The 24,979-nt window shown below is 75.2% G+C and carries 25 protein-coding genes and 1 pseudogene; 22 read left to right on the top strand and 4 right to left on the bottom strand.

The window, feature by feature from the left end; all coding sequences use genetic code 11:
• Window positions 1–5 precede the first annotated feature (5 nt).
• Window positions 6–857: a GNAT family N-acetyltransferase gene (locus ACI78V_RS06835; RefSeq protein WP_456850080.1), complete on the top strand. Its 852-nt coding sequence runs from the start codon at window positions 6–8 to the stop codon at window positions 855–857.
• Window positions 858–995: 138 nt separating this feature from the next.
• A complete protein-coding gene (locus ACI78V_RS06830) occupies window positions 996–2,891 on the top strand; it encodes a penicillin-binding transpeptidase domain-containing protein (RefSeq protein WP_456850079.1) in 1,896 nt (631 codons plus the stop codon).
• Between the two features lie 4 nt (window positions 2,892–2,895).
• Here the strand turns inward: ACI78V_RS06830 and ACI78V_RS06825 are convergent, their stop codons facing one another.
• From ACI78V_RS06825 to ACI78V_RS06815, 3 genes are all read right to left on the bottom strand, one after another.
• Window positions 2,896–3,615, bottom strand: a complete 720-nt coding sequence (locus tag ACI78V_RS06825) for a hemerythrin domain-containing protein (RefSeq protein ID WP_456850078.1) — start codon at window positions 3,613–3,615, stop codon at window positions 2,896–2,898.
• A gap of 109 nt (window positions 3,616–3,724) precedes the next feature.
• A complete protein-coding gene (locus tag ACI78V_RS06820) occupies window positions 3,725–4,186 on the bottom strand; it encodes a ferritin-like domain-containing protein (protein WP_456850077.1) in 462 nt (153 codons plus the stop codon).
• A gap of 27 nt (window positions 4,187–4,213) precedes the next feature.
• A complete protein-coding gene (locus ACI78V_RS06815; protein ID WP_456850076.1) occupies window positions 4,214–4,705 on the bottom strand; it encodes a hypothetical protein in 492 nt (163 codons plus the stop codon).
• Between the two features lie 221 nt (window positions 4,706–4,926).
• On the opposite strand from ACI78V_RS06815, the gene rimP reads away from it, so the two are divergent.
• The 12 genes and pseudogenes from rimP (at window position 4,927) to larE (ending at window position 15,529) form a co-directional block, all read left to right on the top strand.
• Window positions 4,927–5,496 carry a ribosome maturation factor RimP gene (gene rimP / locus ACI78V_RS06810; protein WP_456850075.1) on the top strand — a complete coding sequence of 190 codons (570 nt, stop codon included), beginning with the start codon at window positions 4,927–4,929 and terminating at the stop codon, window positions 5,494–5,496.
• Complete coding sequence (gene nusA / locus ACI78V_RS06805) at window positions 5,493–6,638, top strand: transcription termination factor NusA (RefSeq protein WP_456850074.1); 1,146 nt, start codon at window positions 5,493–5,495, stop codon at window positions 6,636–6,638. Before rimP ends, nusA begins: the two co-directional genes overlap by 4 nt.
• Window positions 6,639–6,646: 8 nt before the next feature.
• The gene (locus ACI78V_RS06800) at window positions 6,647–7,051 is read left to right on the top strand and encodes a YlxR family protein (protein WP_456850073.1); all 405 of its coding nucleotides are present in this window, start codon (window positions 6,647–6,649) and stop codon (window positions 7,049–7,051) included.
• Window positions 7,052–7,112: 61 nt separating this feature from the next.
• Window positions 7,113–7,253: pseudogene (locus ACI78V_RS06795) on the top strand (translation initiation factor IF-2 N-terminal domain-containing protein); the annotation flags it as partial.
• Window positions 7,254–8,339: 1,086 nt separating this feature from the next.
• Window positions 8,340–10,175, top strand: coding sequence for a translation initiation factor IF-2 (infB, locus tag ACI78V_RS06790; RefSeq protein ID WP_456850218.1), 1,836 nt, complete (start codon window positions 8,340–8,342; stop codon window positions 10,173–10,175).
• 84 nt (window positions 10,176–10,259) lie between these two features.
• Window positions 10,260–10,556, top strand: a complete 297-nt coding sequence (locus tag ACI78V_RS06785) for a DUF503 domain-containing protein (protein WP_456850072.1) — start codon at window positions 10,260–10,262, stop codon at window positions 10,554–10,556.
• Window positions 10,557–10,637: 81 nt separating this feature from the next.
• Window positions 10,638–11,144 carry a 30S ribosome-binding factor RbfA gene (gene rbfA / locus ACI78V_RS06780; protein ID WP_456850071.1) on the top strand — a complete coding sequence of 169 codons (507 nt, stop codon included), beginning with the start codon at window positions 10,638–10,640 and terminating at the stop codon, window positions 11,142–11,144.
• A complete protein-coding gene (locus ACI78V_RS06775; protein WP_456850070.1) occupies window positions 11,141–11,374 on the top strand; it encodes a hypothetical protein in 234 nt (77 codons plus the stop codon). The genes rbfA and ACI78V_RS06775 overlap by 4 nt, the downstream gene beginning before the upstream one ends.
• A 73-nt stretch (window positions 11,375–11,447) precedes the next feature.
• Window positions 11,448–12,449 carry a DHH family phosphoesterase gene (locus ACI78V_RS06770; RefSeq protein ID WP_456850069.1) on the top strand — a complete coding sequence of 334 codons (1,002 nt, stop codon included), beginning with the start codon at window positions 11,448–11,450 and terminating at the stop codon, window positions 12,447–12,449.
• Window positions 12,446–13,759 carry an MATE family efflux transporter gene (locus ACI78V_RS06765; protein ID WP_456850068.1) on the top strand — a complete coding sequence of 438 codons (1,314 nt, stop codon included), beginning with the start codon at window positions 12,446–12,448 and terminating at the stop codon, window positions 13,757–13,759. The genes ACI78V_RS06770 and ACI78V_RS06765 overlap by 4 nt, the downstream gene beginning before the upstream one ends.
• Window positions 13,756–14,676, top strand: coding sequence for a tRNA pseudouridine(55) synthase TruB (truB, locus tag ACI78V_RS06760; protein ID WP_456850067.1), 921 nt, complete (start codon window positions 13,756–13,758; stop codon window positions 14,674–14,676). Before ACI78V_RS06765 ends, truB begins: the two co-directional genes overlap by 4 nt.
• A gap of 19 nt (window positions 14,677–14,695) precedes the next feature.
• Window positions 14,696–15,529: an ATP-dependent sacrificial sulfur transferase LarE gene (gene larE, locus ACI78V_RS06755; RefSeq protein WP_456850066.1), complete on the top strand. Its 834-nt coding sequence runs from the start codon at window positions 14,696–14,698 to the stop codon at window positions 15,527–15,529.
• On the opposite strand, the gene larB is transcribed toward larE, so the two are convergent.
• Entirely contained in the window at window positions 15,520–16,194 is a 675-nt protein-coding gene (gene larB / locus ACI78V_RS06750; protein ID WP_456850065.1) for a nickel pincer cofactor biosynthesis protein LarB, read from the bottom strand. The genes larE and larB overlap by 10 nt on opposite strands.
• A 57-nt stretch (window positions 16,195–16,251) precedes the next feature.
• Between larB and ACI78V_RS06745 the strand changes: the two genes are divergently transcribed.
• The 8 genes from ACI78V_RS06745 to dapB all read left to right on the top strand — a co-directional run bounded on the left by ACI78V_RS06745 (window position 16,252) and on the right by dapB (window position 24,453).
• Window positions 16,252–16,590 (top strand): antibiotic biosynthesis monooxygenase family protein, encoded by a 339-nt coding sequence (locus ACI78V_RS06745; protein WP_456850064.1) that lies wholly within the window; start codon window positions 16,252–16,254, stop codon window positions 16,588–16,590.
• Window positions 16,591–16,714: 124 nt separating this feature from the next.
• Window positions 16,715–17,854 carry a branched-chain amino acid aminotransferase gene (locus tag ACI78V_RS06740; RefSeq protein ID WP_456850063.1) on the top strand — a complete coding sequence of 380 codons (1,140 nt, stop codon included), beginning with the start codon at window positions 16,715–16,717 and terminating at the stop codon, window positions 17,852–17,854.
• Between the two features lie 19 nt (window positions 17,855–17,873).
• Complete coding sequence (locus ACI78V_RS06735) at window positions 17,874–18,848, top strand: bifunctional riboflavin kinase/FAD synthetase (RefSeq protein ID WP_456850062.1); 975 nt, start codon at window positions 17,874–17,876, stop codon at window positions 18,846–18,848.
• 220 nt (window positions 18,849–19,068) lie between these two features.
• Window positions 19,069–19,338 (top strand): 30S ribosomal protein S15, encoded by a 270-nt coding sequence (gene rpsO / locus ACI78V_RS06730; protein WP_072920360.1) that lies wholly within the window; start codon window positions 19,069–19,071, stop codon window positions 19,336–19,338.
• A gap of 242 nt (window positions 19,339–19,580) precedes the next feature.
• Window positions 19,581–21,854, top strand: a complete 2,274-nt coding sequence (locus ACI78V_RS06725) for a polyribonucleotide nucleotidyltransferase (protein ID WP_456850061.1) — start codon at window positions 19,581–19,583, stop codon at window positions 21,852–21,854.
• Entirely contained in the window at window positions 21,851–23,233 is a 1,383-nt protein-coding gene (locus ACI78V_RS06720; protein ID WP_456850060.1) for a M16 family metallopeptidase, read from the top strand. Before ACI78V_RS06725 ends, ACI78V_RS06720 begins: the two co-directional genes overlap by 4 nt.
• Window positions 23,230–23,598 carry a VanZ family protein gene (locus ACI78V_RS06715; RefSeq protein ID WP_456850059.1) on the top strand — a complete coding sequence of 123 codons (369 nt, stop codon included), beginning with the start codon at window positions 23,230–23,232 and terminating at the stop codon, window positions 23,596–23,598. Before ACI78V_RS06720 ends, ACI78V_RS06715 begins: the two co-directional genes overlap by 4 nt.
• 48 nt (window positions 23,599–23,646) lie before the next feature.
• Window positions 23,647–24,453: a 4-hydroxy-tetrahydrodipicolinate reductase gene (dapB, locus tag ACI78V_RS06710; protein ID WP_456850058.1), complete on the top strand. Its 807-nt coding sequence runs from the start codon at window positions 23,647–23,649 to the stop codon at window positions 24,451–24,453.
• Window positions 24,454–24,979: the final 526 nt, after the last annotated feature.

The raw sequence follows: 24,979 nt of genomic DNA, 5'->3' as shown, positions 1-24,979 counted from the left end.
GGCCGGTGCTCCGCACACCGACCGCCCGGGTCCTCGACGACAGCGACGAGCCGGCCGTCCGCCGGCTGCTGGCCACCGATCCCGTGGCCGCGTGCGTCATCGCCGGGCGGGTGGAGGCCGCGGGCACCGCCGCGCGGGCCCTCGGTGCCCCGCTGTGGGGCATCGGCAGCGGCCGCTCCCTCGACGCCGTGTGCCTGGCCGGGGCCAACCTCATCCCCTTCGCCGCCCCCGGCAGCGAGCGCTCCGCGGCCACCGCGTTCGCCGAGCGGGCGCGGCGGGCCGGGCGGCGCTGCTCGACGATCGTCGGCCCGGCCGCCGCCGTCGAGCCGCTGTGGGAGCTGCTGGAGCCCTCCTGGGGCCCCGCCCGCGACCACCGCCCCCGCCAGCCGCTGCTGGCCATCGAGGGCCCGCCCGCGGTGGCCCCCGAGCCGCGCGTGCGGCCGGTGCGGCCGGCGGAGCTGGAGGTCCTGCTGCCCGCGGCGGTGGCCATGTTCACCGAGGAGGTCGGCGTCAGCCCCCTGCGGGTCGACGGCGGCGCCGGCTACCGCGCGCGGGTCGCCGACCTGGTCCGCGCCGGCCAGTCCCTGGCCTGGATCGAGGACGGCGAGGTGCTGTTCAAGGCCGAGATCGGCGCGGCGTCCCGGACCGTGTGCCAGGTGCAGGGGGTCTGGGTGGCCCCCGCCCACCGCGGCCGCGGCATCGGCACCGCCGGCACCGCCGCCGTCGTCGAGTACGCCCGCGCCGCGATCGCGCCGGTCGTCAGCCTGTACGTCAACGACTTCAACACCCCCGCCCGGGCGTCCTACGCACGGGTCGGGTTCCGCGAGGTGGGACGGTTCGCCAGCGTCCTCTTCTGACGAGGGCCCCCACGCCGCGCAGCGGGACCGCATCCCCCGGCCCTCGCAGGCCCGGGGCGGGCGGTCCTCCGGCGGGTCGGCCCGGGGAGGGGCCCGCCTCCACCGGAACGGTGACCTCGTCTGGAACGCTGTCTCCTCGTGCGCACACGTCGGGGGACGGTCCTGGGAACCACGCTCGTGCTGCTGGCTGCGCCGGCCCTGGCCGCCTGCTCGGGCGATCCGACGGACGACGTACGGGCCGCGGCGGAGGCGTTCCTCGAGGACTGGGCCGCCGGCGACGTCGAGGCCGCGGCCGGCGCCACCACGGATCCGGAGGCCGCCGGCGCGCTGCTGGAGCAGGCGGCGACCGACCTGCCCGACGCCACGCTGAGCCCGGAGCTGGGCACCGTCGCGGTCGAGGACGGCACCGCCACCGTCGAGTGGACCGCCACCTGGGACCTCGCCGCCGCCCCCGGCTGGAGCTACCCCGCCACGCTGCGGCTGCGCGAGGCCGAGGAGGGCTGGGACGTCGTCGCCGAGCCCACCCTCGTGCACCCCGAGCTCGGCGAGGGCCAGCACCTGCAGCTCACGCGTGAGCTGCCCGAGCGGGCGGCGATCACCGACGCGAGCGGGGCGCCGCTGTTCACACCCACCGAGGTGGTCAACGTCGGCGTCGACCCGGCCCGGGTCACCGACCTGCCGGCCCTCGCCGGTGCCCTCTCGGCGGCCACGGGGGTCGCCGCCGAGGAGATCGTCGCCGACGTCCAGGCTGCGCCCGCGGGCCAGTTCGTCCCCGTGATCACCCTGCGGCGTCCCGACTTCGAGGCGATCCGCGCGCAGGTGTTCGACCTGCCCGGCGCGGTGTTCCCCACCGACACCCGGCTGCTGGCCCCCACCGCGCGGTTCGCCTCGGCGCTGCTCGGCCGCGTCGGCCCGGCGACGGCGGAGGTGCTGGAGGAGACGACGGTCGACGACGAGCCGGCCTACGCCGCCGGCGACCAGCTGGGCCTGTCCGGCCTGCAGCGGGCCCTCCAGGAGCAGTTGACCGGTACCCCGGGGTTCACCGTCAGCGTCGTGAGCACCGACGAGGGCACCGGCGACGCCGGCCGCGAGGTCGACGCGGTCGAGCCGGTCCCGGGTGAGCCGGTGCAGACGCCGCTGGTGCCGGCGGTCCAGAACGCCGCCGACGCCGCCGTCGCCGGCCAGCCGCTGCCCACCCACCTGGTGGTGGTCCGGCCCCGCACCGGCGAGATCGTCGCCGTCTCCTCCAACGAGGCCGCCGCCGCGGCCAACGCCCTGTCCGGCGAGTACCCGCCGGGGTCGAGCATGAAGACGATCAGCGCGACGGCGCTGCTGGCCACCGGCACGCTCACCCCGCAGTCGCCGGTGCCCTGCCCCGGCACGTTCGTCGTCGACGGTCGGGAGTTCGAGAACCAGGACCAGTTCGACCTGGGCACCGTGCCCTTCACCGAGGCCTTCGCGCAGTCGTGCAACACCACGTTCATGCAGCAGTCCCTGCAGCTGCCCGACGACGCCCTGGCGGCCGCGGCCGCCTCCTACGGGGTGGGCACCGACTGGCAGCTGCCGGTCGACGTGTTCAGCGGCAGCGTCCCCGCCGACAGCACCGGGACGACGAAGGCGGCCAACGCCATCGGCCAGGGCCAGGTGCTGATGAGCCCGGCCCAGCTGGCCCTCGTCGCCGCCGGGGTGGCCGGCGGCACCCCGGTGGTGCCCGTGGAGGTCGTGGGCGCCGAGCCCGCCGGGCCGACGCCGCAGGGCCCGGACCCCGCCGTGCTCGACGCGCTGCGGCCGATGATGCGCCAGGTGGTGCTGTCCGGCACCGCCACCGCGCTGGCCGACCGCGGCGAGGTCTACGGCAAGACCGGCACGGCCGAGTACGGCAGCAACACCCCGCCGGACGCGCACGGCTGGTTCATGGGCTACCGGCTGGGCGGCCCGCAGGGCGACCTCGCCTTCGCCGTGCTCGTCGAGGGCGGCCAGTCCAGCAGCCTGGCCGTCGGCGTGACCGACGCCTTCCTGGGCGCCCTCGGCTGAGCGGTCAGGCGTAGCGGAAGGCGGCCCGCTCCCGGCGCTCGAACCGGCCGCGGGTGAGGCGCAGCAGCACCCGGAAGGCCCGGCCGCCCTCGCCGAAGACCTCGTCCACCTGCTCGGCGCTGAGCCCGGAGGCAGCCCAGGGCAGCAGGAACGGCATCTCGCGCAGGCCGTGCCCGGACTGCGCCGCGCGCTCGGCCGCGGCCCACTCCCCGGCCGACAGGTGCCGCTGGGCCAGCGGGAGGGCCTCGGTCTCCTCGTGCGCGAGGTGCTCGGCGAGGCAGTCGCGGGCGGCGGTCACCCGGTCGGCCAGCCGGTCCCGGGTGGCGGCGTCCGGGGCGTGGGCCATGGCGGTCAAGCCGGTCGCGCACGACTCGAGCAGCGGGTCGATCAGCTCGTGCTCGGCCTCCATGGCCGCCAGCGTCGCGCGCCCGGCGGCGTCGCCCGCCGCGTCCACGTGCGCCAGCAGCTGCGGCCAGATGGCGGTGTCCTCGATCGTGTGGTGGTGGTGCAGCGTGGTGCCGAACCGCTCCCAGCGGGCGGCCAGCGCCCGCCAGGCGGCGCGGTCCTCCAGCGGGGTCCGCCGGACGGCGGTGGCGAAGCGGTCCAGGTCCCGGCGGAAGGCGTGGTGCATGACGTACATGCCGCCGAGGTCGTGGGGGCCCTCGGCCGCGGCGGCCTGACCGGGCAGGTCCAGCTGGCGGCGGACGTCGGTGGGCGTGCTCATCGCGGGTCTCTCCTGCGGGTGGACGGAGCCGGGCGTCCTCGCTCCGGCGACCGCCACCTTCGGGGGCCCGGCTTGCAGCGCGCTTGTGACCGACTGGTCGCGCCCCCGGTCAGCCCTCGGGCAGTCCGGGGAAGGGGGAGGTGACCGGCGTCCGCGCGGCCGCGCCCCGCCAGGCCACGGCCCGCACCTCGACGCCCCCCAGCGTGTCGACCGCGAGCCGGCGCACCGTCGACTGCACGGCCTGGTCCAGCACCCGCACCCACGCCGCCGCGACGCCGTCCTCCAGGACCACGGCGAGCGCCGCGGCGTCCGTGGCGGAGAGGACGGGGAAGGGGAGGGTGTAGCCGGCCTCGGCCGGTACCGGGTCGTCGCCGCGCTGCTGGAGCAGCTCGGCCAGCCCGTCCCGGACGTCGCGGTGGGCGTTCTCCGCCGCCGACGCCTGCGGGCGCGACCCTGGCGGCAGGGCGGCGCCGACCGAGCCGTAGCCCCAGACGGCGGCGTGCTCGGCGGCCAGCGCCTCCTGCAGCGCGGTGGTCTCGGTGCCCTCGTCCAGGACGCCGTCGTCAGCCACGTGCCCACCTCCTCGCGGAACCGCCGGTCATGCCAGCACCGCCTCGTGCCCCCGCAGCCCGGCGGCGAGCGAGCCGAGCAGCGCGGCCCGGGCGCCGGTCTGGTCCACGCAGGCGTCGGCGTGGGAGCGGGCCGCGGTCGCCACCTGGCCGCGCAGCCAGCCCTTGACGTCACCGCCGGCCGGCGGAGCGACAGCGGCCGGCGCCGAGGAGGCGGTGGCGGACCCGGTCGACGGGGCGGCCTCCCGGAGCCGGTCCAGCTGGGTGGCGGCCTGCGCCGCCAGCTCGCCCACCGCGGCGCCCAGTGCGGGGTCGGTGGACGCCGCGGACGCGTACGCCGCGACCAGCGCCTCCTGGACGGCGACCTGACCGGCCAGCCGGTCGGCCTCCGCGGTGCTGACCGCGGGCGCGCCGGAGGAGCCGGAGGTGCAGCCGGTGGCCGCGAGGGCCAGACCGGCCGAGGCCGCCAGCAGGGCGCGTCGCGAGAACCCCCGGGACACGGGGGCGGGGGAGGGGAGCATCGCCCCCCATCCTTCCAGCCGCGGCCCCGTCGCCGCGGCAGCACACGGCGGGCCGGGCCGGCTCCCGGCGCGCGGTCTCGGGGCTCTCCGGTGGGCGGTAGCCTGGCTCTTCGCCCGGTACCGGGCCCGGCGGCGTGTCCGCCGTCGCCCGCGGGGGCACGAGACCGGGCGGGAGCCGCCCCGCGCGTGCCCCGGCCGAGCCCAGGAGAGAGAGGGAGCCCGTGTCCGCCGCTTCCCGCACCGACCCCGTGGCCACCCGGCTGGCCGGTGTGATCGGGCCGGTCGTTGACGCCGCCGGGTACGACCTGGAGGAGCTCGTCGTCACCCCGGCCGGCCGCCGCAGCGTCGTCCGGGTCGTCGTCGACCGCGACGAGGGCATCACCCTCGACGACGTCGCCGAGGTCAGCAGGGCGGTGTCCGAGGCCCTCGACGAGGGCGACGACGCCTTCGGCGGGGTGCCCTACGTGCTCGAGGTCACCAGCCCCGGGGTGGACCGCCCGCTCACCGAGCCGCGGCACTGGCGGCGCAACACCGGTCGCCTGGTCAGCGTGGGCGTGGGTCCGCAGGGTGGGGTCGAGCAGGTGACCGCCCGGGTGCTCGCGGTGGACGACACCGGGGTCTCCCTGGCGGTGGAGGCGAAGGGCAAGCCAGGGGCGAAGAAGCGCCCGCCCACCCAGCGGCACGTGGCGTGGCCGGAGCTGGGCGCCGGCCGGGTGCAGGTGGAGTTCGGCCGACCCGAGCCAGAGGCGCAGCCGGATCCCGCGGACGACGACGACGGAGGAGGACAGTGAACATCGACGTGACCGCCCTCAAGGCGGTCGAGCGGGAGAAGGGCATCCCGGCCGACACGGTCATCGAGGCGATCGAGACCGCGCTGGTGACCGCCTATCGGCACGCCGACGGCGCCGCCAAGCACGTGCGGGTGCACGTGGACCGCAAGAGCGGCGAGGTCGCCGTCCTGGCCCAGGAGCTGGGCCCCGACGGTGAGGTCGTCCGCGAGTGGGACGACACCCCGAGCGACTTCGGCCGCATCGCGGCCAGCACCGCCAAGCAGGTGATCGTGCAGCGCCTGCGCGACGCCGAGCACGAGCAGACCTTCGGCGAGTACGTCGGCAAGGAGGGCGACATCGTCAGCGGCATCGTGCAGGCGCACGACCGTCGCAACGTGCAGGGCACCGTGCTGGTCGACATCGGCAAGGTGGAGGCGGTGCTCCCGCCTACCGAGCAGGTGCCCGGCGAGAGCTATCCGCACGGCAGCCGCATCAAGGCCTACGTCGTGTCGGTCGCGCGCACCTTCCGCGGCCCGCAGGTCACCGTCTCCCGCACCCACCCCAACCTGGTGCGCAAGCTGTTCGCGCTGGAGGTCCCCGAGATCGCCGACGGCAGCGTCGAGATCGTGGCGGTGGCCCGCGAGGCCGGGCACCGCTCCAAGATCGCCGTCCGGACCAAGGTGCCGGGGCTCAACGCCAAGGGCTCCTGCATCGGCCCCATGGGTCAGCGGGTGCGCAACGTCATGAGCGAGCTGCACGGCGAGAAGATCGACATCGTGGACTGGTCCGACGACCCGGCCACCTTCGTCGCCTCGGCCCTGAGCCCGGCGCGGGTGAGCAGCGCCCAGGTCGTCGACCCCCAGGCCAAGGCCGTCCGGGTCGTCGTCCCCGACTACCAGCTGTCGCTGGCGATCGGCAAGGAGGGCCAGAATGCGCGGCTGGCCGCGCGGCTGACCGGGTGCCGGATCGACATCCGCAGCGACGCCGAGGCCGACGACACCTCGCCGTCGCCCGGGGTGGGCCGGGCGCCGCTGCGTTCCGGGGCCCCGGCGGCCGGCACCGCCGGTCCGGGGGCCCGTCGCGGCGGGCCGGGTGGAGGATCACGTCCCGGTCGGGTGGCCGGTGGCCGGAGTGCGGAACAACCCGGGCGCTCCGCGCGCTAGAGTGCAGGGTGGCCGAATCGTCTGTCCCGGTGCGCACGTGTGTGGGCTGCCGGAAACGCGCTCCGGTCACCGATCTGCTGCGTGTCGTCGCCCGGAACGGGGCTCTGGTCCCTGACCCACGGCGGACGCTCCCCGGCCGGGGGGCGTCGTTGCACCCCACTCCGGAGTGCCTGCGCGCAGCGGAGCGACGCCGGGCCTTCGTCCGGGCGCTGCGCAGCAGCTCCCCGGTCGAGCCCGGTCCGCTCCGGGTCCACGTCCTCGGTGCGCCGTCCACGGCGCCCGGGGGAGCGGGGCCGGGGTCGGGCGACGAACGAACGACAGACCGCAGGAACACAGACGGACCGGCACCGGGTCGGTCCGCAGTCGAGGGCAGGACGTCGTCGGATGAGCAAGCCGTGAAGTCCCCACGATGACCATGCAGGACTGACGACGAGGTCGAGCGGGCCAGCCGCCGGCCTCACAAAGAGGAGATCCGTGCCAGGCAAAGCCCGCGTACACGAACTCGCCAAGGAGTTCGGTGTCGACAGCAAGACCGTGCTCGCCAAGCTCAAGGAGCAGGGCGAGTTCGTGAAGTCCGCGTCCTCCACCGTCGAGGCCCCCGTGGCCCGTCGGCTCCGGGAGGCCTTCGTCGCCGGTTCCGGCGGCGGCAACGGCGGCGGTCAGTCCGCCGTCCCCAAGCCCGGTCCCCGGCCGGGTCCGCGTCCGCCCGCACCTGCCCCGCAGGCTCCGGCCGCGTCGGCGCCGGCGGTCCCGGCTCCTGCCCCCGCCGCGCCGGCCGCTCCCGCACCGGCTGCTCCCGCACCGGCTGCTCCCGCACCGGCTGCTCCCGCACCGGCTGCTCCCGCACCGGCTGCTCCTGCTCCGCAGGCGCCCTCGGCGCCGGCGACGCGTGCCCCCGGTGGGCCCACCCCGGGTCCCCGGCCCGGCGCGGTCCGTCCGGGCGCCCCGACCCCCGGTCCCCGGCCGGCCGCACCCCAGGCCCCCGCGGCCGGCGCGCCGACCCAGCAGCCGCCGGCCGCGCCCAGCGGTCCGCGTCCGGGTCCGGCGGGCGCCCCCCGTCCTGCCCCGGCCGGCGGTGCCACCCCCGGCGCGCCGCGCCCGGGTGGTCCCGGTGCGCCCGGCGCCGGTCCGCGGCCCGGCCCCCGGCCGGCTCCGCGACCCGGCAACAACCCCTTCAGCAGCGCGCCGCGGCCGGCGCCGGCCGCCGGGCCGCGGCCCGGCCCCGGCGCGGGGCCCCGGCCCGGCCCGGGTGGTCCCCGTCCGGCTCCCGGTGCGGGTGGTCCCCGTCCGGCTCCCGGTGCGGGTGGTCCCCGTCCGGCTCCGGGTGCGGGTGGTCCCCGTCCGGCCGCCGGCCCCGGTGGGCCGCGTCCGAACCCGGGCATGATGCCGCAGCGCCCCAGCCCCGGCATGATGCCGCCGCGCCCGGCCGGTGCCGGTCGTCCCGGTGCTCCCGGTGGCGGCCGTGGCCGTCCCGGCGGCGCCCCAGGCGGCGGTGGCGGCGGTGGCTTCCGCCCCGGCGGCGGTGGCGGCGCCGGTGCTCCCGCCGGTGGTGGCTTCCGTGGTGGCGGCGGGGGCGGTGGCCGTGGCCGGGGCCGGGGTGGCTCGGGTGCCGGTACCGCCGGTGCCTTCGGCCGTCCCGGTGGCCGCGGTCCGGTCCGTGGCCGCAAGAGCAAGAAGCAGCGGCGTCAGGAGTTCGACTCCATGGCGGCGCCCAGCATGGGCGGCGTCCAGCTGCCCCGCGGCAACGGGCAGACCGTCCGTCTGCCCCGTGGCGCCTCGCTGACCGACCTGGCCGAGCGCATCGGCGCCCAGCCGGCCGCGCTCGTCACCGCCCTGTTCCACCTGGGCGAGATGGTGACCGCGACGCAGTCGGTCAACGACGAGACGCTGCAGCTGCTCGGTGCCGAGATCGGCTGGAACATCCAGGTCGTCAGCCCGGAGGACGAGGACCGCGAGCTCCTCGAGACCTTCGACCTGACCTTCGGTGACGAGGAGGGGGACGAGGAGGACTGGTCGCCCCGCCCGCCGGTCGTCACCGTCATGGGTCACGTCGACCACGGGAAGACGAAGCTGCTCGACGCCCTGCGCCACACCAACGTGGTGGCGCGGGAGGCCGGCGGCATCACCCAGCACATCGGCGCCTACCAGATCGTCACCGAGCTCGAGGGCGACGAGCGGCCGATCACCTTCATCGACACCCCGGGTCACGAGTCGTTCACCGCGATGCGTGCCCGCGGTGCGAAGGCCACCGACATCGTCGTCCTGGTGGTGGCGGCCGACGACGGCGTCATGCCGCAGACGGTCGAGGCGCTCAACCACGCCCAGGCCGCCGAGGTGCCGATCGTGGTCGCGGTGAACAAGGTGGACAAGGAGGGGGCCAACCCCGCCAAGATCCGCCAGCAGCTCACCGAGTACGGCCTGGTGGCCGAGGAGTACGGCGGCGAAACGATGTTCGTCGACGTCTCCGCGGTGACCCGCCAGGGTCTCGACGAGCTCCTCGCGGCGATCCTGCTGACCGCCGACGCCTCGCTGGACCTGCGCGCGAACACCGAGCAGGACCCGCAGGGTGTGGTCATCGAGGGCAAGCTGGACAAGGGCCGCGGCCCCGTCGCCACGGTGCTCGTCCAGCGCGGCACGCTGCGTCAGGGCGACTCGATCGTGGCCGGCGACGCCTACGGCCGCGTCCGGTCGCTGCTCGACGAGCACGGCAACAAGCTGAAGGAGGCCCTGCCGGCCCGCCCCGTGCAGGTCGTGGGTCTCACCTCGGTGCCCCGTGCCGGTGACACCTTCCTCGTGGTCGAGGAGGACCGGGTGGCCCGGCAGATCGCCGACCGCCGCCAGGCCCGCATCCGCAACGCGCAGAACGCCTCCATGCGCAAGCGGATCAGCCTCGAGGACCTCGACGCCGCTCTCAAGGAGACGCGTCAGCTCAACCTGATCATCAAGGGCGACAACTCGGGCACCGTCGAGGCGCTCGAAGAGGCGCTGATGAAGATCGAGGTGAGCGACGACATCTCGCTGCGGGTCATCCACCGCGGCGTCGGTGGCATCACCAAGAGCGACATCGACCTGGCGCTCGCCGACGACGTCATCGTCCTGGGCTTCAACGTCCGGGCCGAGGGGCAGGCCACCGAGCTGGCCAACCGCGAGGGTGTGGACGTCCGGTACTACACGGTCATCTACCAGGCCATCGACGAGATCGAGGCCGCCCTCAAGGGCATGCTCAAGCCCGAGTACGAGGAGGTCCAGCTCGGCACGGCGGAGGTCCGCGAGGTCTTCCGGGTGCCGCGGATCGGCAACGTCGCCGGTTCGCTGGTCCGCAGCGGCACGATCGTCCGCAACTCCAAGGCCCGGCTCATCCGCGACGGTGCCGTGGTCGCCGACAACCTGACGGTGGAGTCCCTCCGCCGGTTCAAGGACGACGCGACCGAGGTCCGCGAGGGTTACGAGTGCGGTATCGGCCTCGGGTCGTTCAACGACATCAAGGTCGACGACGTGATCGAGACCTTCGAGCTGCGCGAGAAGCCGCGCGAGTGACGGGAAGGCTCCCGGCCCCACCACCCGCAGGATCGTGGTGGGGGCCGGGGGCCGCTCGCCCAGCAGCAGGACGGGGGTCGGCCGGTGTTCACCGGGTCGCTGACCGCTGACCTGCTGCTGGGCGACGTCCACTCGCTCAAGGGCAAGCGCGCCGTGGTCCGGCCCATCGTGGCCGAGCTGCGGCGCCGCTTCGCCGTCGCCGCCGCCGAGGTCGGCGACCAGGACCTGCACCGCCGTGTGCAGGTCGGGGTGGCCACGGTGGCCGCGGACGCCGGCCAGGTGACCGACGTCCTCGACGCCTGTGAGCGGTTGCTGGCCGAGCGGCCGGAGGTGACGCTGCTGTCGACGCACCGGCAGCTGTTCTCCGACACCGACGAGTAGTCCAGCCCACCCGCAGCCCCTGGGCGCATGCCCGTACGACCCGCGTCCCGCACCCCGGGGCGCCCGGCACCAGGAGGTCCGATGGCCGACCCGGCCCGCGCCCGCAAGCTGGCGGTGCGCATCCGCCAGATCGTCTCCGCCGCGATCGAGACGCAGATCAAGGACCCCCGACTGGGCATGGTGACCGTCACCGACGCCCGTGTGACCAGCGACCTGCGCGAGGCCACGGTCTTCTACACGGTGTACGGCGACACCACCCAGGTCGAGGACTCCGCCAGGGCGCTGACCTCGGCGACGGGCGTGCTCCGCTCCACCGTGGGCAGGCAGACCGGCATCAAGTTCGTGCCGACGCTCACGTTCGTGGCCGACCACGTGCCCGACACCGCCCGCGAGCTCGATGCCGCCCTCGAGCGGGTGCGGCACGCCGACGCCGAGCTCGCCCGCATGCGGGAGGGCGCCCAGTACGCCGGCGAGCCCGACCCGTACCGCCGCCCGGCGGAGGACGACGAGGACGGCGAGGGCGAGGACGTCGTCGGCACCGCCGATGACGGAGCCGACGTCCCCAGCGAGACCAGGAGCGCATCGTGAGCGAAGTGGACCCGGACCCGGCCGACGCGGGCCGCAACGAGCTCGGTGGCCGCCCCGAGCCCACCACCGGGGACCCGACCGACGGCGGCAAGCGCGGACAGATCGGGGACGCCCCGAGCATCACCTCCGACGAGCCGGACGACGGCGGGCCGGGCTTCCCGGTCGGCGGGGGGGACGTGACCGAGGAGCAGAACGCCCCGCCGGTCGCCGACCCCGGTCCGGACACGTGAGCGGACCCGCGAGGTCACGCCCCGGCAGGACACGTCCCGGCGCGGGACCGACGAGCGTCGGCGGGCAGGCCCGGTGACGATCTCGGTCCCGTCCGGCACCGACCTGACCGCCCGCGCCGCCGCCGTCCTCGCCGGGGCCGCCGCGGACCGGGCGACCGTCGTCCTGTCCGGGCACGTGCAGCCCGACGCCGACGCCCTCGGCGCCACGCTGGCCCTGGCCGAGGGGCTGCGCCGTCGCGGTGCGCGCGTGCTGGCCACCTTCCCCGACCCGTTCGTGCTGCCGGCCTCCCTCGGCTGGCTGCCGGGCGCCGAGGGGCTGGTGCCCTCCAGCGCCGTCCCCGGGTCCCCGGACGTCTTCGTCAGCCTCGACGCCGCCTCGCCCGGTCGGCTCGGGGAGGTGGCGGTGCTGCTGGAGCGCGCGGGGACCTCGGTCGTCGTCGACCACCACGCCAGCAACCCCGGCTTCGGTGCGGTCCGGGTGGTCGACCCGACCGCGCCCGCGACGGTGGCGCTCGTCGCCGACCTGCTCGACGGGCTCGGTGTGGCGCTCGACGAGCGGCTGGCCACCTGCCTCTACGCGGGCCTGGTCGCCGACACCGGTTCCTTCCGGTTCGGCAACACCCGGCCCGACACCCACGACCTCGCCGCGCGGCTGCTGGCCACCGGCATCGACCACGCCGCCATCAGCCAGCGGCTGTTCCACACCGCGCCGTTCGGCTGGCTGGGCCTGCTGTCGGTCGTCGCCGGCCGGGCCGTCCTCGAGTGCGGGGTGGGCGCCGGGTTGGTCTGGACCTGGTCGAGCACCGCCGAGGCCGCCGAGCACGGGCTGGCGGGCGAGCAGCTCGAGGCGCTGGTCGACGTGGTCCGCACCACCGAGGAGGCCGACGTGGCCTGCGTCCTCAAGGGGCAGGACGACGGGTCCTGGTCGGTGTCCCTGCGCTCCCGCGGCGCGACCGACGTCGCGCGGGTGGCCATGGCGCTGGGAGGTGGCGGTCACCGGGCTGCGGCCGGGTTCACGTCCCACGACGACCGCGAGTCCACGGTGGCCCGGATCCGCGCCCAGCTGCGAAGGTGAGGGTCCGGCCCGGGCGAGCCCCCGGTGTCCTGGCCCTGGCGGCGCCGGCGTTGGTCGTGCTGGCGGCCGAGCCGCTGTACCTGCTGGTCGACACCGCCGTCGTCGGCAACCTCGGCACCGTCGCGCTCGGCGGGCTGGCCGTCGGCGGCGGGCTCTTCGCCTGGGCCGCGGCGCTGCTCAACTTCCTCGCCTACGGCACGACCGCCCGTGCGGCCCGCCGGGCGGGGGCCGGCGACCGTGCGGGCGCGGTGGCCGAGGGCGTGCAGGCCACCTGGCTGGCCCTCGCCCTCGGCCTGCTCGTGCTGGTGTCCTTCCAGCTCCTGGCCGAGCCGCTGACCCGCACCCTGGCGGGTGGGGCCGGCCCGGTCGCCGAGGCAGGGGAGACGTGGCTGCGCATCGCCGCCCTGGGCGCGCCGCTGCTGCTGGTCTCGCTGGCCGGCAACGGCTGGCTGCGCGGCGTGCAGGAGCTGCGCCGGCCCATGCGGTACGTGCTCGCCGGCAGCGTGGTCAGCCTCGTGCTCTGCCCGCTGCTGGTGCACGTGGCCGGGCTCGGACTGCCCGGCTCGGCCGTCGCCAACGTCATCGGACAGGCGGTCTCGGCGGGCCTGTTCGTCCGGGCGCTGCTGCGGGAGGGCGTCCCCTGGCGGCCCCGCGCCGCCGCCGTCCGGGCGCAGCTGGTCATCGGCCGCGACCTGCTCCTGCGGGCCGCCGTCCTCCAGGTCGCCTTCCTCGTCGCGACCGGCGTGGTGGCGCGGGCCGGCACCGCCGAGCTCGGTGCGCACCAGATCGCGATCCAGCTCTTCTTCTTCCTCGCCCTGGTCCTCGACGCCTACGCGATCGCGGCACAGACGCTCGTCGGCCAGGCCCTCGGCGCCGGCCGGCCGGACGACGCCCGCGCCACCGCACGCCGCGTCACGGTGTGGGGCCTGGGCACCGGGACCCTCGTCGCCGCGGTGCTGCTCGCCCTGCGCCCGGTGGTGCCCCCGCTGTTCACCGACGACCCCGCGGTGGTCGCCCAGGCCGGTGTCGCCTGGTGGTTCCTCGCCGGCATGCAGCCGCTGGCGGGGGTGGTGTTCGCGCTGGACGGCGTCCTCATGGGGGCCGGTGACGTCGGGTACCTGCGCACGGTCACCGTCGGGGCGGCGCTGGTCGGCTTCGTGCCGCTGTCGCTGCTGGCGGTCCCGCTCGGCTGGGGGCTGGCCGGTGTCTGGACCGGCCTGGTGCTGTTCATCTCCCTGCGGCTGGTCGCCGTCCTGGTCCGGGTGGCGGGGGACCGGTGGCTCACCGCGCCTGGGACGGTGACGGTGTGAGCTCCCGCCGACGCCCCGACGCCGACGTCCCTCCGGGCCTCCTGCTGGTCGACAAGCCCGGTGGCATGACCTCCCACGACGTCGTCGCCCGGGCCCGGCGGGTGCTGTCGGTGCGCCGGGTCGGCCACGCCGGCACCCTCGACCCGATGGCCACGGGCCTGCTGGTGCTGGGCGTGGGCTCGGCCACCCGGCTGCTCGGGTACGTCGGCGGGCACGACAAGACCTACGAGGCGACCATCCGGCTCGGGCAGTCGACCGTGACCGACGACCGCGAGGGCGAGGTGCTGGCCACGACCTCCGCGGCGCACCTCGACGACACCGCGGTCGCCTCCGCGCTGGCCGCCCAGACCGGGGCCCTCCTGCAGGTGCCCTCGTCCGTCAGCGCGGTCAAGGTGGCCGGCCGGCGCTCCTACGAGCGCGTCCGCGCCGGCGAGGAGGTCGTCCTCGAGCCGCGGGCGGTCACCGTCCACCGCATCGACGTCCACCGCACCACCCGGCCGACGCCGGAGCTGGTCGACGTCGACGTGACCGTGTCCTGCACCGCGGGCACCTACATCCGCGCCATCGCCCGCGACGCCGGGGCGGCCCTGGGTGTGGGCGGCCACCTCACGGCCCTCCGGCGCACCGCCTCCGGCCCCTTCGCGGTCACCGACGCCGCCGCGGTCGAGGACGCCGGCGCCGCGCTGGCCGCCGGTGGGGGAGCCGGCGTCCTCGGCCTGACCGACGCCGCCCGCGCGGTCTTCCCCGAGCGGGTCCTCACCGACGACGAGGCGCGGGCACTGGGGCACGGCCAGCGGGTCCCCGCGACCGGGGCACCCGGGTTGCACGCCGCGGTGGACGGCGGCGGACGGCTGGTCGCCCTCGTCGAGGACGCCGGAGCCACCGCCCGGGTCGTGGTCGGCTTCCCGCCCGGCTGACCTGTGGCAGCCTGCAGCCGTGCTGGACGACCGGCTGCGGGCCCTGGAGGCCCAGCTCACCCCGCTCCCCGGCCTGCTGGTCGCCTTCTCCGGCGGGGTCGACTCCGGGGTGCTGCTGGCCGCCGCGGTGCGGGCCCTGGGCGCCGGGCGGGTCGTGGCCGCCACCGCGGTCTCGCCCAGCCTGCCGGCCACCGAGCGGGAGGGGGCGGTCACCTTCGCCGCCTCCCTGGGGGTCCGCCACGAGCTGCCGCGCACCGACGAGCTGTCCCGCCCCGGCTACGTCGCCAACGCCGGGGACCGCTGCGCGTTCTGCAAGACCGAGCTGGTCGACGTCCTCCTGCCGTTGGGGGCGCGCCTGGGCATCTCCGACGTGGTCACCGGCACCAACGCCGACGACCTGCGGGCCGGGTTCCGGCCCGGTATCCGTGCCGCGGCCGAGCGCGGCGCCTGGGCACCGCTGGCCCGGGCCGGGATGACCAAGGACGACGTGCGTGCCGCCGCCCGCCGGTGGGGGCTGGCGCTGGCCGACAAGCCCGCCGCGGCCTGCCTGGCCAGCCGGATCGCCTACGGCGTGCCGGTGTCGGCGCACCGGCTGGCCCGCGTCGAGGCCGCCGAGGCGGCGCTGCGCGCCGCGCTGGCCGACGCCGGCCTGCCCGTGCGCGACCTGCGGGTCCGCGACATGGGCGACGACGTCGCGCGGGTCGAGGTGGACGCCGCCGTCGTCCCCGCGCTGACCGCACGTCCGGACGTGCTGGCCGCGGTCACCGGCTTCGACCGGGTGGACGTCGATCCGCGGGGCTTCCGTTCCGGGTCGATGAACGAGCTGCTGCCCGACCCCGTCCGCTACCGCTGACCGGACCGCACGATCCGCGCCGCGGCCACCCCGGCGCCGAACCCGTTGTCGATGTTGACCACGAGCACCCCGGGCGCGCAGGCGGTGAGCATCGTCAGCAGCGCGGCCAGCCCCTCGAACGCCGCGCCGTAGCCCACCGACGTCGGCACGGCCACCACCAGCCGGTCGGTGAGGCCGGCCACCACGCTCGGCAGCGCCCCGTCCATGCCGGCGACCACCACGACCGCGTCGGCCGCCGCGAGGTCGGGGGCCACGGCCAGCACCCGGTGGACGCCCGCGACGCCGACGTCGTCCACCCGCCGGCAGCCCACCCCGGAGGCGGCCAGGGTGAAGGCGACCTCCGCGGCCACCGGACCGTCCGACGTCCCCGCGGTGAGCACCAGGACCTCACCGGAGGGCTGCGGGAGCTCGCCGACGGCCACGCAGCGGGCCTGCTCGTCGACGGTGGCGGCGGGCCACCGCCGCAGCACCGCGGCCACGGTCCCCGCGTCGGCGCGCGTGGCCCAGGCGCAGGCCGCGCCGCCGTCGAGCAGGCCGGCCAGGCAGGCGACGGTCTGCTCCGGCGTCTTCCCGGCGGCGTACACCACCTCCGGGGTGCCGGTGCGCCGCTCGCGGTCCAGGTCCAGGCGGGCGAAGCCCAGGTCGGCCGTGCGCTCGGAACTCACCCGGTCAGCGTGCCCCACCCGGGATTGACCGTCGCCGGGCACGGGAAGGGGAGGGCCATGAGCGTCGTGAAGATCAACGCGATCACGGTCCCGCCGGACAAGCAGGAGCGCTTCGAGGAGCGATTCCGCGGCCGGGCGGGCGCGGTCGAGCACACCCCGGGCTTCGAGTGGTTCGAGTTGCTGCGCCCCAAGGAGGGCACCGACCAGTACCTGGTCTACACCCGGTGGAGCAGCGAGGAGGCCTACGAGGCCTGGCAGACCGGCCAGGACTTCGACCGCGCCCACGACGGCGGCGGGGACACCCTCGCCCCGGCGGCGGCCCACTCCGCCCACCTGTGGAGCTACGAGGTCCTCGAGTCGGCGGGCCCGAAGGCGAACCAGGAGAACCAGGTCTGACCGGCGGAGGGGCCGGTGACGGTCGTCGTCGGCCCCCCGCTGGGACGGCGCTAGGGTGGGCGGGCGGGTCCGGCCGTCCACCGGGTGCCGCTCGCCCATCCATGCACGCCGCGAAGTGGGAGCCATGACCGACACGCTCGCCGACAGCCGTACCTCCTCCCGGGTGTTCACCGGGGGCGTGCCGGTGGTCGTGGAGGACGTGCGCCGGCGGCCCGCGGCCGAGCGCGCCGAACTGCTGGCCGACCCCGGCTTCGGCCGGTACTTCACCGACTCGATGTTCGTGGCCCGCTACCGCGCGGGCGAGGGCTGGTACGACGCCCGGCTGACCTCCTACGCCCCGCTGCAGGTCGACCCCGCCACGGCGGCGCTGCACTACGCGCAGTCGATCTTCGAGGGCCTCAAGGCCTACGCCCAGCCCGACGGCAGCGTCGCGACCTTCCGGCCCGAGGCCAATGCCGCCCGCTTCGTGCGCGGGGCCAAGCGGCTGGCCATGCCGCCGGTCCCGGAGGAGGCCTTCCTCGCCGCCGTCGACGCACTGGTCGACGCCGACCGCGACTGGGTGCCCACCGGCCCGGACCAGACCCTGTACCTGCGCCCGTACCAGCTGGCGACCGAGCCGTTCCTCGGCGTCCGGCCGGCCCACGAGTACCTGTTCCTGGTGATCGCCAGCCCGGCCGGTGCGTACTTCCCCCGCGGCGTCCACCCGGTGTCGGTGTACCTGTCGGAGGACTACATCCGGGCCGCGCCCGGGGGCACCGGCGACGTCAAGTGCGCCGGCAACTACGCCGCCAGCCTGCTCGCCCAGGAGCAGGCGATCGCCGCCGGCTGCGACCAGGTCGTCTGGCTCGACGCGGTGGAGAAGCGCTACGTCGAGGAGATGGGCGGGATGAACCTGTTCTTCGTCCTCGGCGAGGGGGACGACGCCGAGCTGGTCACCCCCGAGCTCACCGGCACCCTGCTCCCCGGCATCACCCGCGACTCGCTGATCACCGTCGCCCGGGAGATGGGCCACACCGTCACCGAGCGCCGCTTCAGCGTGGACGAGTGGCGGACGGGGGTCGCCGACGGCACCGTCACCGAGACCTTCGCCTGCGGCACCGCGGCGGTCATCACCCCGGTCGGCGAGGTGAAGGCCCGCACCGGCGACTTCACCGTCGGCGACGGCCGGCCCGGCCCCCTCACCATGAAGCTGCGCGAGCACCTGCTCGACATCCAGCACGGCCGGGTGCCCGACACCCACGGCTGGCTGCACCGGGTCGCCTGAGGCGGGTCGGGGACTGACGTTGCTCCGCTGGCGGGGGCTGGAGGCCATCCCTGGTGACCTCGGGCGCACGGTGGTCACCGTCGGCATGTACGACGGTGTCCACCGTGGGCACCAGGAGCTCATCGGCACCGCGGTGGCGCGGGCCCGGTCGATCGGGCGGCCGTGCCTGCTGCTCACCTTCGACCCCCACCCGTCCGAGGTCGTGCGCCCGGGCTCGCACCCGGCGATCCTCACCTCGATGGACCGCAAGGCCGAGCTGGTGGCCGCCCTCGGGGTCGACGCCATGTGCGTGCTGCCGTTCACCCCGGAGTTCATGCGCATGTCGCCGGAGACCTTCACGCACACCGTGCTGGTCGAGCACCTCCACGTCGCCTCGGTGGTGGTGGGGCAGAACTTCACCTACGGCCACCGGGCGGCGGGCACCGTCGCGACGCTGACCCAGGAGGGGCGGCGCTTCGGCTTCGCGGTGGAGGGCGTGCCGCTGGCCAACGTCACGATGGGCCCGGACTCACCCGGGTCCGGCGAGATCACGATCTCCTCGACCTACATCCGTGCCTGTGTGGCCGCCGGCGACATGACCTCGGCCGCCCGCGCGCTGGGCCGGCCGCACCGCATCGAGGGGGTCGTCGTCCGGGGCGACCGCCGGGGGCGCGAGCTCGGCTACCCGACGGCGAACGTGGAGTCCCCGCCCTACACCGCCGTCCCGGCCGACGGCGTCTACGCCGGGTCGCTGGTCATCCGCGATCCCCGCAGCGGCGTCACCGTCAGCACCTCGCCGGCGGCGATCTCGGTCGGCACCAACCCGACGTTCCAGGGCAGCCGGCGGACCGTGGAGGCGTTCCTGCTCGACTTCGACGGCGACCTCTACGGCGAGCACGTCGGGGTCGAGTTCGTGCAGCGGCTGCGCCCGATGCTCGCCTTCGCCGACGTCGGGGAGCTGGTCGAGGCGATGGACCGCGACGTCGCGCAGACCCGCGCGGTCCTGGGGTTGTGACACCGCGGTCCTCCGGACCGCGCCGACGGCCACGCGCCGTCCCCTGGGGAGCCGAGCCGCCCGGCCCCGTCCGTGCTCGGGGACCTCCGGCCCCCGCTCGCACCGACCACTCCGCACCGGTGTGTAACCTTGACGACGGCGTCGGTGACCCCGACGTGTGTGCAGCCTGCCCCCGTGACCGAGACCGGGGGCCACACGTGACCTGGCCAGGAGGCCGTCCATGGCGCTCGACAGCGCGACGAAGCAGCAGATCATGACCGAGTACGCGACGGTCGAGAAGGACACCGGCTCCCCCGAGGTGCAGGTCGCGATGCTGACCCGCCGGATCAGCGACCTGACCGAGCACCTCAAGCAGCACAAGCACGACCACCACAGCCGGCGGGGCCTGCTCCTGCTGGTCGGCCGGCGTCGCCGGCTGCTGAACTACCTGGCGAAGACGGACATCAACCGGTACCGCTCGCTCATCGAGCGGCTCGGTCTGCGCCGCTGAGCCACGAGGGGACCGTCCCGCCGGGACGGTCCCCTCTCTCGTGCGGCACCCGCCCACGAGACCCCCGGCCCCTCGCCGGACCCCCGCACTGGTCGGTCCTCGGTAGTGGCCCCCGGGCATGCACGTCCCCCGATGGGGGAACCCACCCCGAGGGCTTCGATCGAAGACCGGTCACCCGGGCGCAGTTCGGCGCAGGGCGCCACAAGAGGACGTCGCCGCATGCGACGTAGGAAGAGGACGACGTGTCCGCACCCACCACCCAGAGCAGCAGCACCGCTGCCGAGTTCGACCCCGAGGACGGGGTCACCACCGCCACCGCGGTCATCGACAACGGCAGCTTCGGCAGCCGCAGCATCACCTTCGAGACCGGCCGGCTGGCCCGCCAGGCCGCCGGCTCCGTGGTCGTCTCCATGGGCGACACCATGCTGCTGTCGGCCACCACGGCCGGCCGCCAGCCGAAGGAGCAGTTCGACTTCTTCCCGCTGACGGTCGACGTCGAGGAGCGCATGTACGCCGCCGGGCGCATCCCCGGCTCGTTCTTCCGCCGCGAGGGCCGGCCGTCCGAGGACGCGATCCTCACCTGCCGGCTGATCGACCGCCCGCTGCGCCCGACCTTCGCCAAGGGCCTGCGCAACGAGGTCCAGGTCGTCATCACCGTCCTGTCGCTGGACCCCGACCACCTCTACGACGTGCTGGCCATCAACGGCGCCTCGGCGTCCACCCAGCTGTCGGGCCTGCCGTTCTCCGGCCCGGTCGGCGGCACCCGCGTCGCGCTGATCAACGGCCAGTGGGTCGGCTTCCCGACCCACGCCGAGCTCGAGGACGCCGTCTTCGACATGGTCGTGGCCGGCCGCGTCCTCCCGGACGGCGACGTCGCGATCATGATGGTCGAGGCCGAGGCCACCGAGAAGACGATCCAGCTGGTCGCCGGCGGTGCCCCCGCCCCGACCGAGGAGGTCGTCGCCCAGGGCCTCGAGGCCGCCAAGCCGTTCATCAAGGCGCTGTGCGAGGCCCAGAGCGCGCTGGCCGACAAGGCCGCCAAGCCGGTCGCGGAGTTCCCCCGCTTCCTGGACTACCAGGACGACGTCTACGCCGCCGTCGAGGCGCAGGCCGCCGCCCGGCTCGCCGAGGTGCAGGCCATCGCCGGCAAGCAGGAGCGCGAGCTGGCGACCGACGCCCTCAAGGACGAGGTCAAGGCCGCCCTGGCCGGCCAGTTCGAGGGGCGCGAGAAGGAGATCTCCGGTGCGTTCCGGGCGGTCACCAAGAAGGTCGTCCGCCAGCGCATCCTGCGCGACAAGGTGCGCATCGACGGCCGCGGCCTGACCGACATCCGGCCGCTCTCGGCCGAGGTCGAGGTCGTCCCGCGGGTGCACGGCTCGGCGCTGTTCGAGCGTGGCGAGACCCAGATCCTGGGCATCACCACGCTGAACATGCTGCGCATGGAGCAGCAGCTCGACACGCTCTCGCCCGAGACGCGCAAGCGGTACATGCACAACTACAACTTCCCGCCGTACTCCACCGGTGAGACCGGCCGCGTGGGTTCGCCCAAGCGCCGCGAGATCGGTCACGGCGCGCTGGCCGAGCGGGCCCTCCTGCCGGTCCTGCCCGACCGCGAGGAGTTCCCCTACGCGATCCGGCAGGTGTCCGAGGCGCTGGGCTCCAACGGCTCGACGTCCATGGGCTCGGTCTGCGCCTCGACGCTGGCGCTGCTCAACGCCGGTGTCCCGCTGAAGGCCCCGGTGGCCGGCATCGCGATGGGCCTGGTGTCCGACGAGGTCGACGGCAAGACGGAGTACGTCGCGCTGACCGACATCCTCGGTGCCGAGGACGCGTTCGGGGACATGGACTTCAAGGTCGCCGGCACCAAGGACTTCGTCACGGCCCTCCAGCTGGACACGAAGCTCGACGGCATCCCCTCCGACGTCCTCGCCCAGGCGCTGACCCAGGCCCGCGCGGCCCGGCTGCACATCCTCGACGTCATGGGCGAGGCCATCGACGGCCCCGACGAGATGAGCCCCTACGCCCCGCGGGTGACCACGGTGCGCATCCCGGTCGACAAGATCGGCGCGGTCATCGGCCCCAAGGGTCAGATGATCAACGCGATCCAGGACGAGACCGGCGCGGACATCACCATCGAGGACGACGGCACGATCTACGTCGGTGCCTCCGACGGCCCCTCGGCCCAGGCCGCGGTGGACCGCATCAACGCCATCGCCAACCCGCAGATGCCGAAGGTCGGCGAGCGCTTCCTCGGCACGGTCGTCAAGACCACGCCGTTCGGCGCCTTCGTCTCGCTGCTCCCGGGCAAGGACGGCCTGGTCCACATCAGCAAGCTCGGCGGTGGCAAGCGGATCGCCAAGGTCGAGGACGTCGTGAACGTCGGCGACAAGCTGCAGGTGGAGATCACCGACATCGACGCCCGCGGCAAGATCAGCCTGGTCCCCGTCGCCGCCGAGGGTGAGGCCGCCGCCGCCTCCGACGCCCCGGCCGACGCGGCCGCGCCTGCGGAGGCGTGACCACGGACACCACGCAGTTCACGACCGGGGCCGGCACGGGCGCAGCGACGCCCGTCCCGGCCCCGGCCGGTGTCGGGGAGACCGTGGTCCTCGACGTCGACGAGTTCGGCGGCCGGGTGGAGCGCACGGAACTCCCCGGGGGCCTGCGGGTCCTCACCGAGACCATGCCCGGTGTCCTGTCGGCGACGGTCGGGATCTGGGTCGGCGTCGGCTCGCGGGACGAGACCGACGACGTCGCCGGGTCCTCGCACTTCCTCGAGCACCTGCTGTTCAAGGGCACCGGCAGCCGTGGCGCGCTGGAGATCGCGACGGCGATGGACGCGGTGGGCGGTGAGATGAACGCCTTCACCGCCAAGGAGCACACCTGCTACTACGCCAACGTGCTCGCCAGCGACCTGCCGCTGGCCGTCACCCTCCTCGGTGACCTCGTCACCGACGCGCTGAACACCGCGGCGGACCTCGAGTCCGAGCGCACGGTGGTGCTCGAGGAGATCGCCATGCGCGACGACGAGCCCGCCGACGCCGTGCACGACCTGTTCGCCGAGACGCTCTTCGGCGGCACCGCGCTGGGCCGCTCGGTCCTGGGCACGGTGGACTCCATCGAGGCCCTGACCCGGGACGACGTCGACGGCTGGTACCGGTCGCGCTACGTCCTGCCCTCGATCGTGGTGACCGCGGCCGGCCGGGTGGACCACCGGCAGGTGCTCGACCTGGTCGCCGCCGCGTTCGGGCCGCGTCTGTCGGGGCCGGCCGGACCGGCGCCGCTGCGGCGCGGGGAGGAGGGCGGCTCGACCCGCCCTGCGCGCCGCGCGGGGCTGATCCACCGGCCCACCGAGCAGGCACACCTGCTGCTCGGCTCGGTGGGGGTGGGCCGGCTCGACGAGCGGCGCTACGCCGCGGCGGTGGTGGAGACCGCCGTCGGCGGGGGGATGAGCTCGCGGCTGTTCCAGGAGATTCGGGAGAAGCGCGGCCTCGTCTACAGCGTGGGCACCGCGCTCACCCACTACGCCGGCACGGGGACGTTCTCGGTCTACGCCGGGTGCTCGCCCAAGCGGGTGCCCGAGGTCCTGCGCCTGGTCCGCGAGGAGCTGGCCACGGTCGCCGCCGACGGGCTCACGCCCGAGGAGGTCGCCCGTGGCCGCGGGCAGCTCAAGGGCGGCCTCGTCCTGGGGCTCGAGGACACCGGTTCCCGCATGAGCCGCCTCGGTAAGAGCGAGCTGTCCTACGGGGAGTATCTGCCGGTGCAGGAGGTACTCGCCCGCCTGGACGGCGTCAGCGAGGACGACGTCCGTTCGGTGGCGGCCGACCTGCTGGCCCGCGAGACCTGCCTGGCGGTCGTCGGGCCCTACCGCGAGTCCGAGCTCGACCGGCTCTGGTGAGCGCCCGGCACCCCGCCCTGGCCGTCCACGGCGCGCTGTCCCGCGGCGTCTTCGCCGTGGCCGTCCTGGTGTCCCTCGCGGTGCTCTTCGCCCCTGCGGACGACGTCCCCTGGGCGCCGCCGGGCGTGGACAAGCTGGTGCACCTGCTGCTGTTCGCCGCACTGGCGCTCAGCGGACGGTGGGCCGGGATCCGGGCGCGCGTCCTCGGACCCCTGCTGGTGGCCTACGCGGCGGTCAGCGAGGTGGTGCAGGGGCTGTCCCCGCTGGAGCGCTCCGCGTCGGTGGCGGACTGGGTGGCCGACGTCGTCGGGGTCGGGGCCGGGCTGCTGCTGGCGGCCGGGCTGCTCCGGAGGACCCCCGGCTGACGGCGCGGCCGCCTTGCATCCCCGCCTCCCGCCGGGAAGCCTGACCGCGTGACCCCCGGTACCCCCGCCTCCGACCAGCACGGATCCTCCTCTGCCACGGGGGAGACCCCGCTCATCCCGGTCGGCGTACTCGGCGCCCGGGGGCGGATGGGCACGGAGGTGGTCAAGGCGGTCAACGCCGCCGACGACCTCGAGCTCGTGGCGATGGTCGACTCGGGGGAGTGGTTGTTCGACCTCGCCAACACCGGCGCGCAGGTCGCCGTCGACTTCACGCGACCGGACGTCGTCATGGACAACATCCGGTTCTGCATCGACAACAACATCCACTGCGTCGTCGGCACGACCGGCTTCGACGAGGCCCGGCTCGCCACCGTCGCGGAGTGGCTGGAGCCCAAGCCGGACGTCGGCGTCGTGATCGCACCGAACTTCGGCATCGGGGCGATCCTGCTCATGCGCTTCGCCCAGGAGGCGGCGCGGTTCTTCCCCTCGACCGAGGTGGTCGAGCTGCACCACCCCGGCAAGGTGGACGCCCCGTCCGGGACGGCGGTCCGCACGGCCCGCCTGGTCGCCGCCGCCCGGCGGGCCGCCGGCCTCCCGCCCTCGCCCGACGCGACCACCGACGCCCTGCCCGGAGCCCGGGGGGCGGACGTCGAGGGGGTGGCGGTCCACGCCGTCCGTCTGAGCGGACTGGTCGCGCACCAGGAGGTGCTGATGGGCGCACCCGGGGAGACCCTCACGCTGCGGCACGACTCCTACGACCGGGCGAGCTTCATGCCCGGCGTCCTGCTGGCCGTCCGGGAGATCGCCCGGCGTCCCGGTCTCACCGTCGGGATCGAGAGCCTCCTGGGTCTCTGAGCGCCCCGCGCGACGTTCCGGACGTCCCCATGGGGCTGGTGGGGCGATCCGAACCGTGACCTCGGTCGCAGACCGCGTCGCCCGAACGACGCTGACCTGCGCGTTTGCCCGCCACGTCCCGCGCGGAAGGGTCTTCGGACCCTGTTGCCCCCTGGAGCGGTTTGACGCGGCCGCACGGGCCGCGTAACTTTCTCTGTGCGCCGAGCGAGACCGGGTCCGAGACCCGGGAGCCGCCGGTCAGACCTCCGGGTGTGACAGCGAGCCGTGCACGGCGTACGGTAGGAACAAGCCGCCAGGGACGAAGCCCGCGAGGGTCGACTCCCTGCGCGTCCGCTCCTTGAGAACTCAACAGCGTGCCGAAAGTCAGTGCCAAGTTTTATTTCCCCCGCACTGCACAGGTTTGTGTGGTGAGGGATTCCTTTGGTTGATTGACATCAAGAGTGCTAGCTCTTGGTTCTCGGCCATGGATGCAAATTCATCTACGGAGAGTTTGATCCTGGCTCAGGACGAACGCTGGCGGCGTGCT

This window comes from Geodermatophilus sp. SYSU D00742 (assembly GCF_054049935.1).
This window is presented reverse-complemented; position numbering and strand designations above follow the sequence as displayed.

Coding starts and splice junctions, on each gene's coding strand:
- rpsO (WP_072920360.1), top strand. CDS start 19,069: ATGGCGCTCGACAGCGCGACGAAGCAGCAGATCATGACCGAGTACGCG.
- ACI78V_RS06815 (WP_456850076.1), bottom strand. CDS start 4,705: ATGCTCCCCTCCCCCGCCCCCGTGTCCCGGGGGTTCTCGCGACGCGCC.
- ACI78V_RS06825 (WP_456850078.1), bottom strand. CDS start 3,615: ATGAGCACGCCCACCGACGTCCGCCGCCAGCTGGACCTGCCCGGTCAG.
- ACI78V_RS06740 (WP_456850063.1), top strand. CDS start 16,715: ATGACCGACACGCTCGCCGACAGCCGTACCTCCTCCCGGGTGTTCACC.
- ACI78V_RS06745 (WP_456850064.1), top strand. CDS start 16,252: ATGAGCGTCGTGAAGATCAACGCGATCACGGTCCCGCCGGACAAGCAG.
- rbfA (WP_456850071.1), top strand. CDS start 10,638: ATGGCCGACCCGGCCCGCGCCCGCAAGCTGGCGGTGCGCATCCGCCAG.
- infB (WP_456850218.1), top strand. CDS start 8,340: ATGGCGGCGCCCAGCATGGGCGGCGTCCAGCTGCCCCGCGGCAACGGG.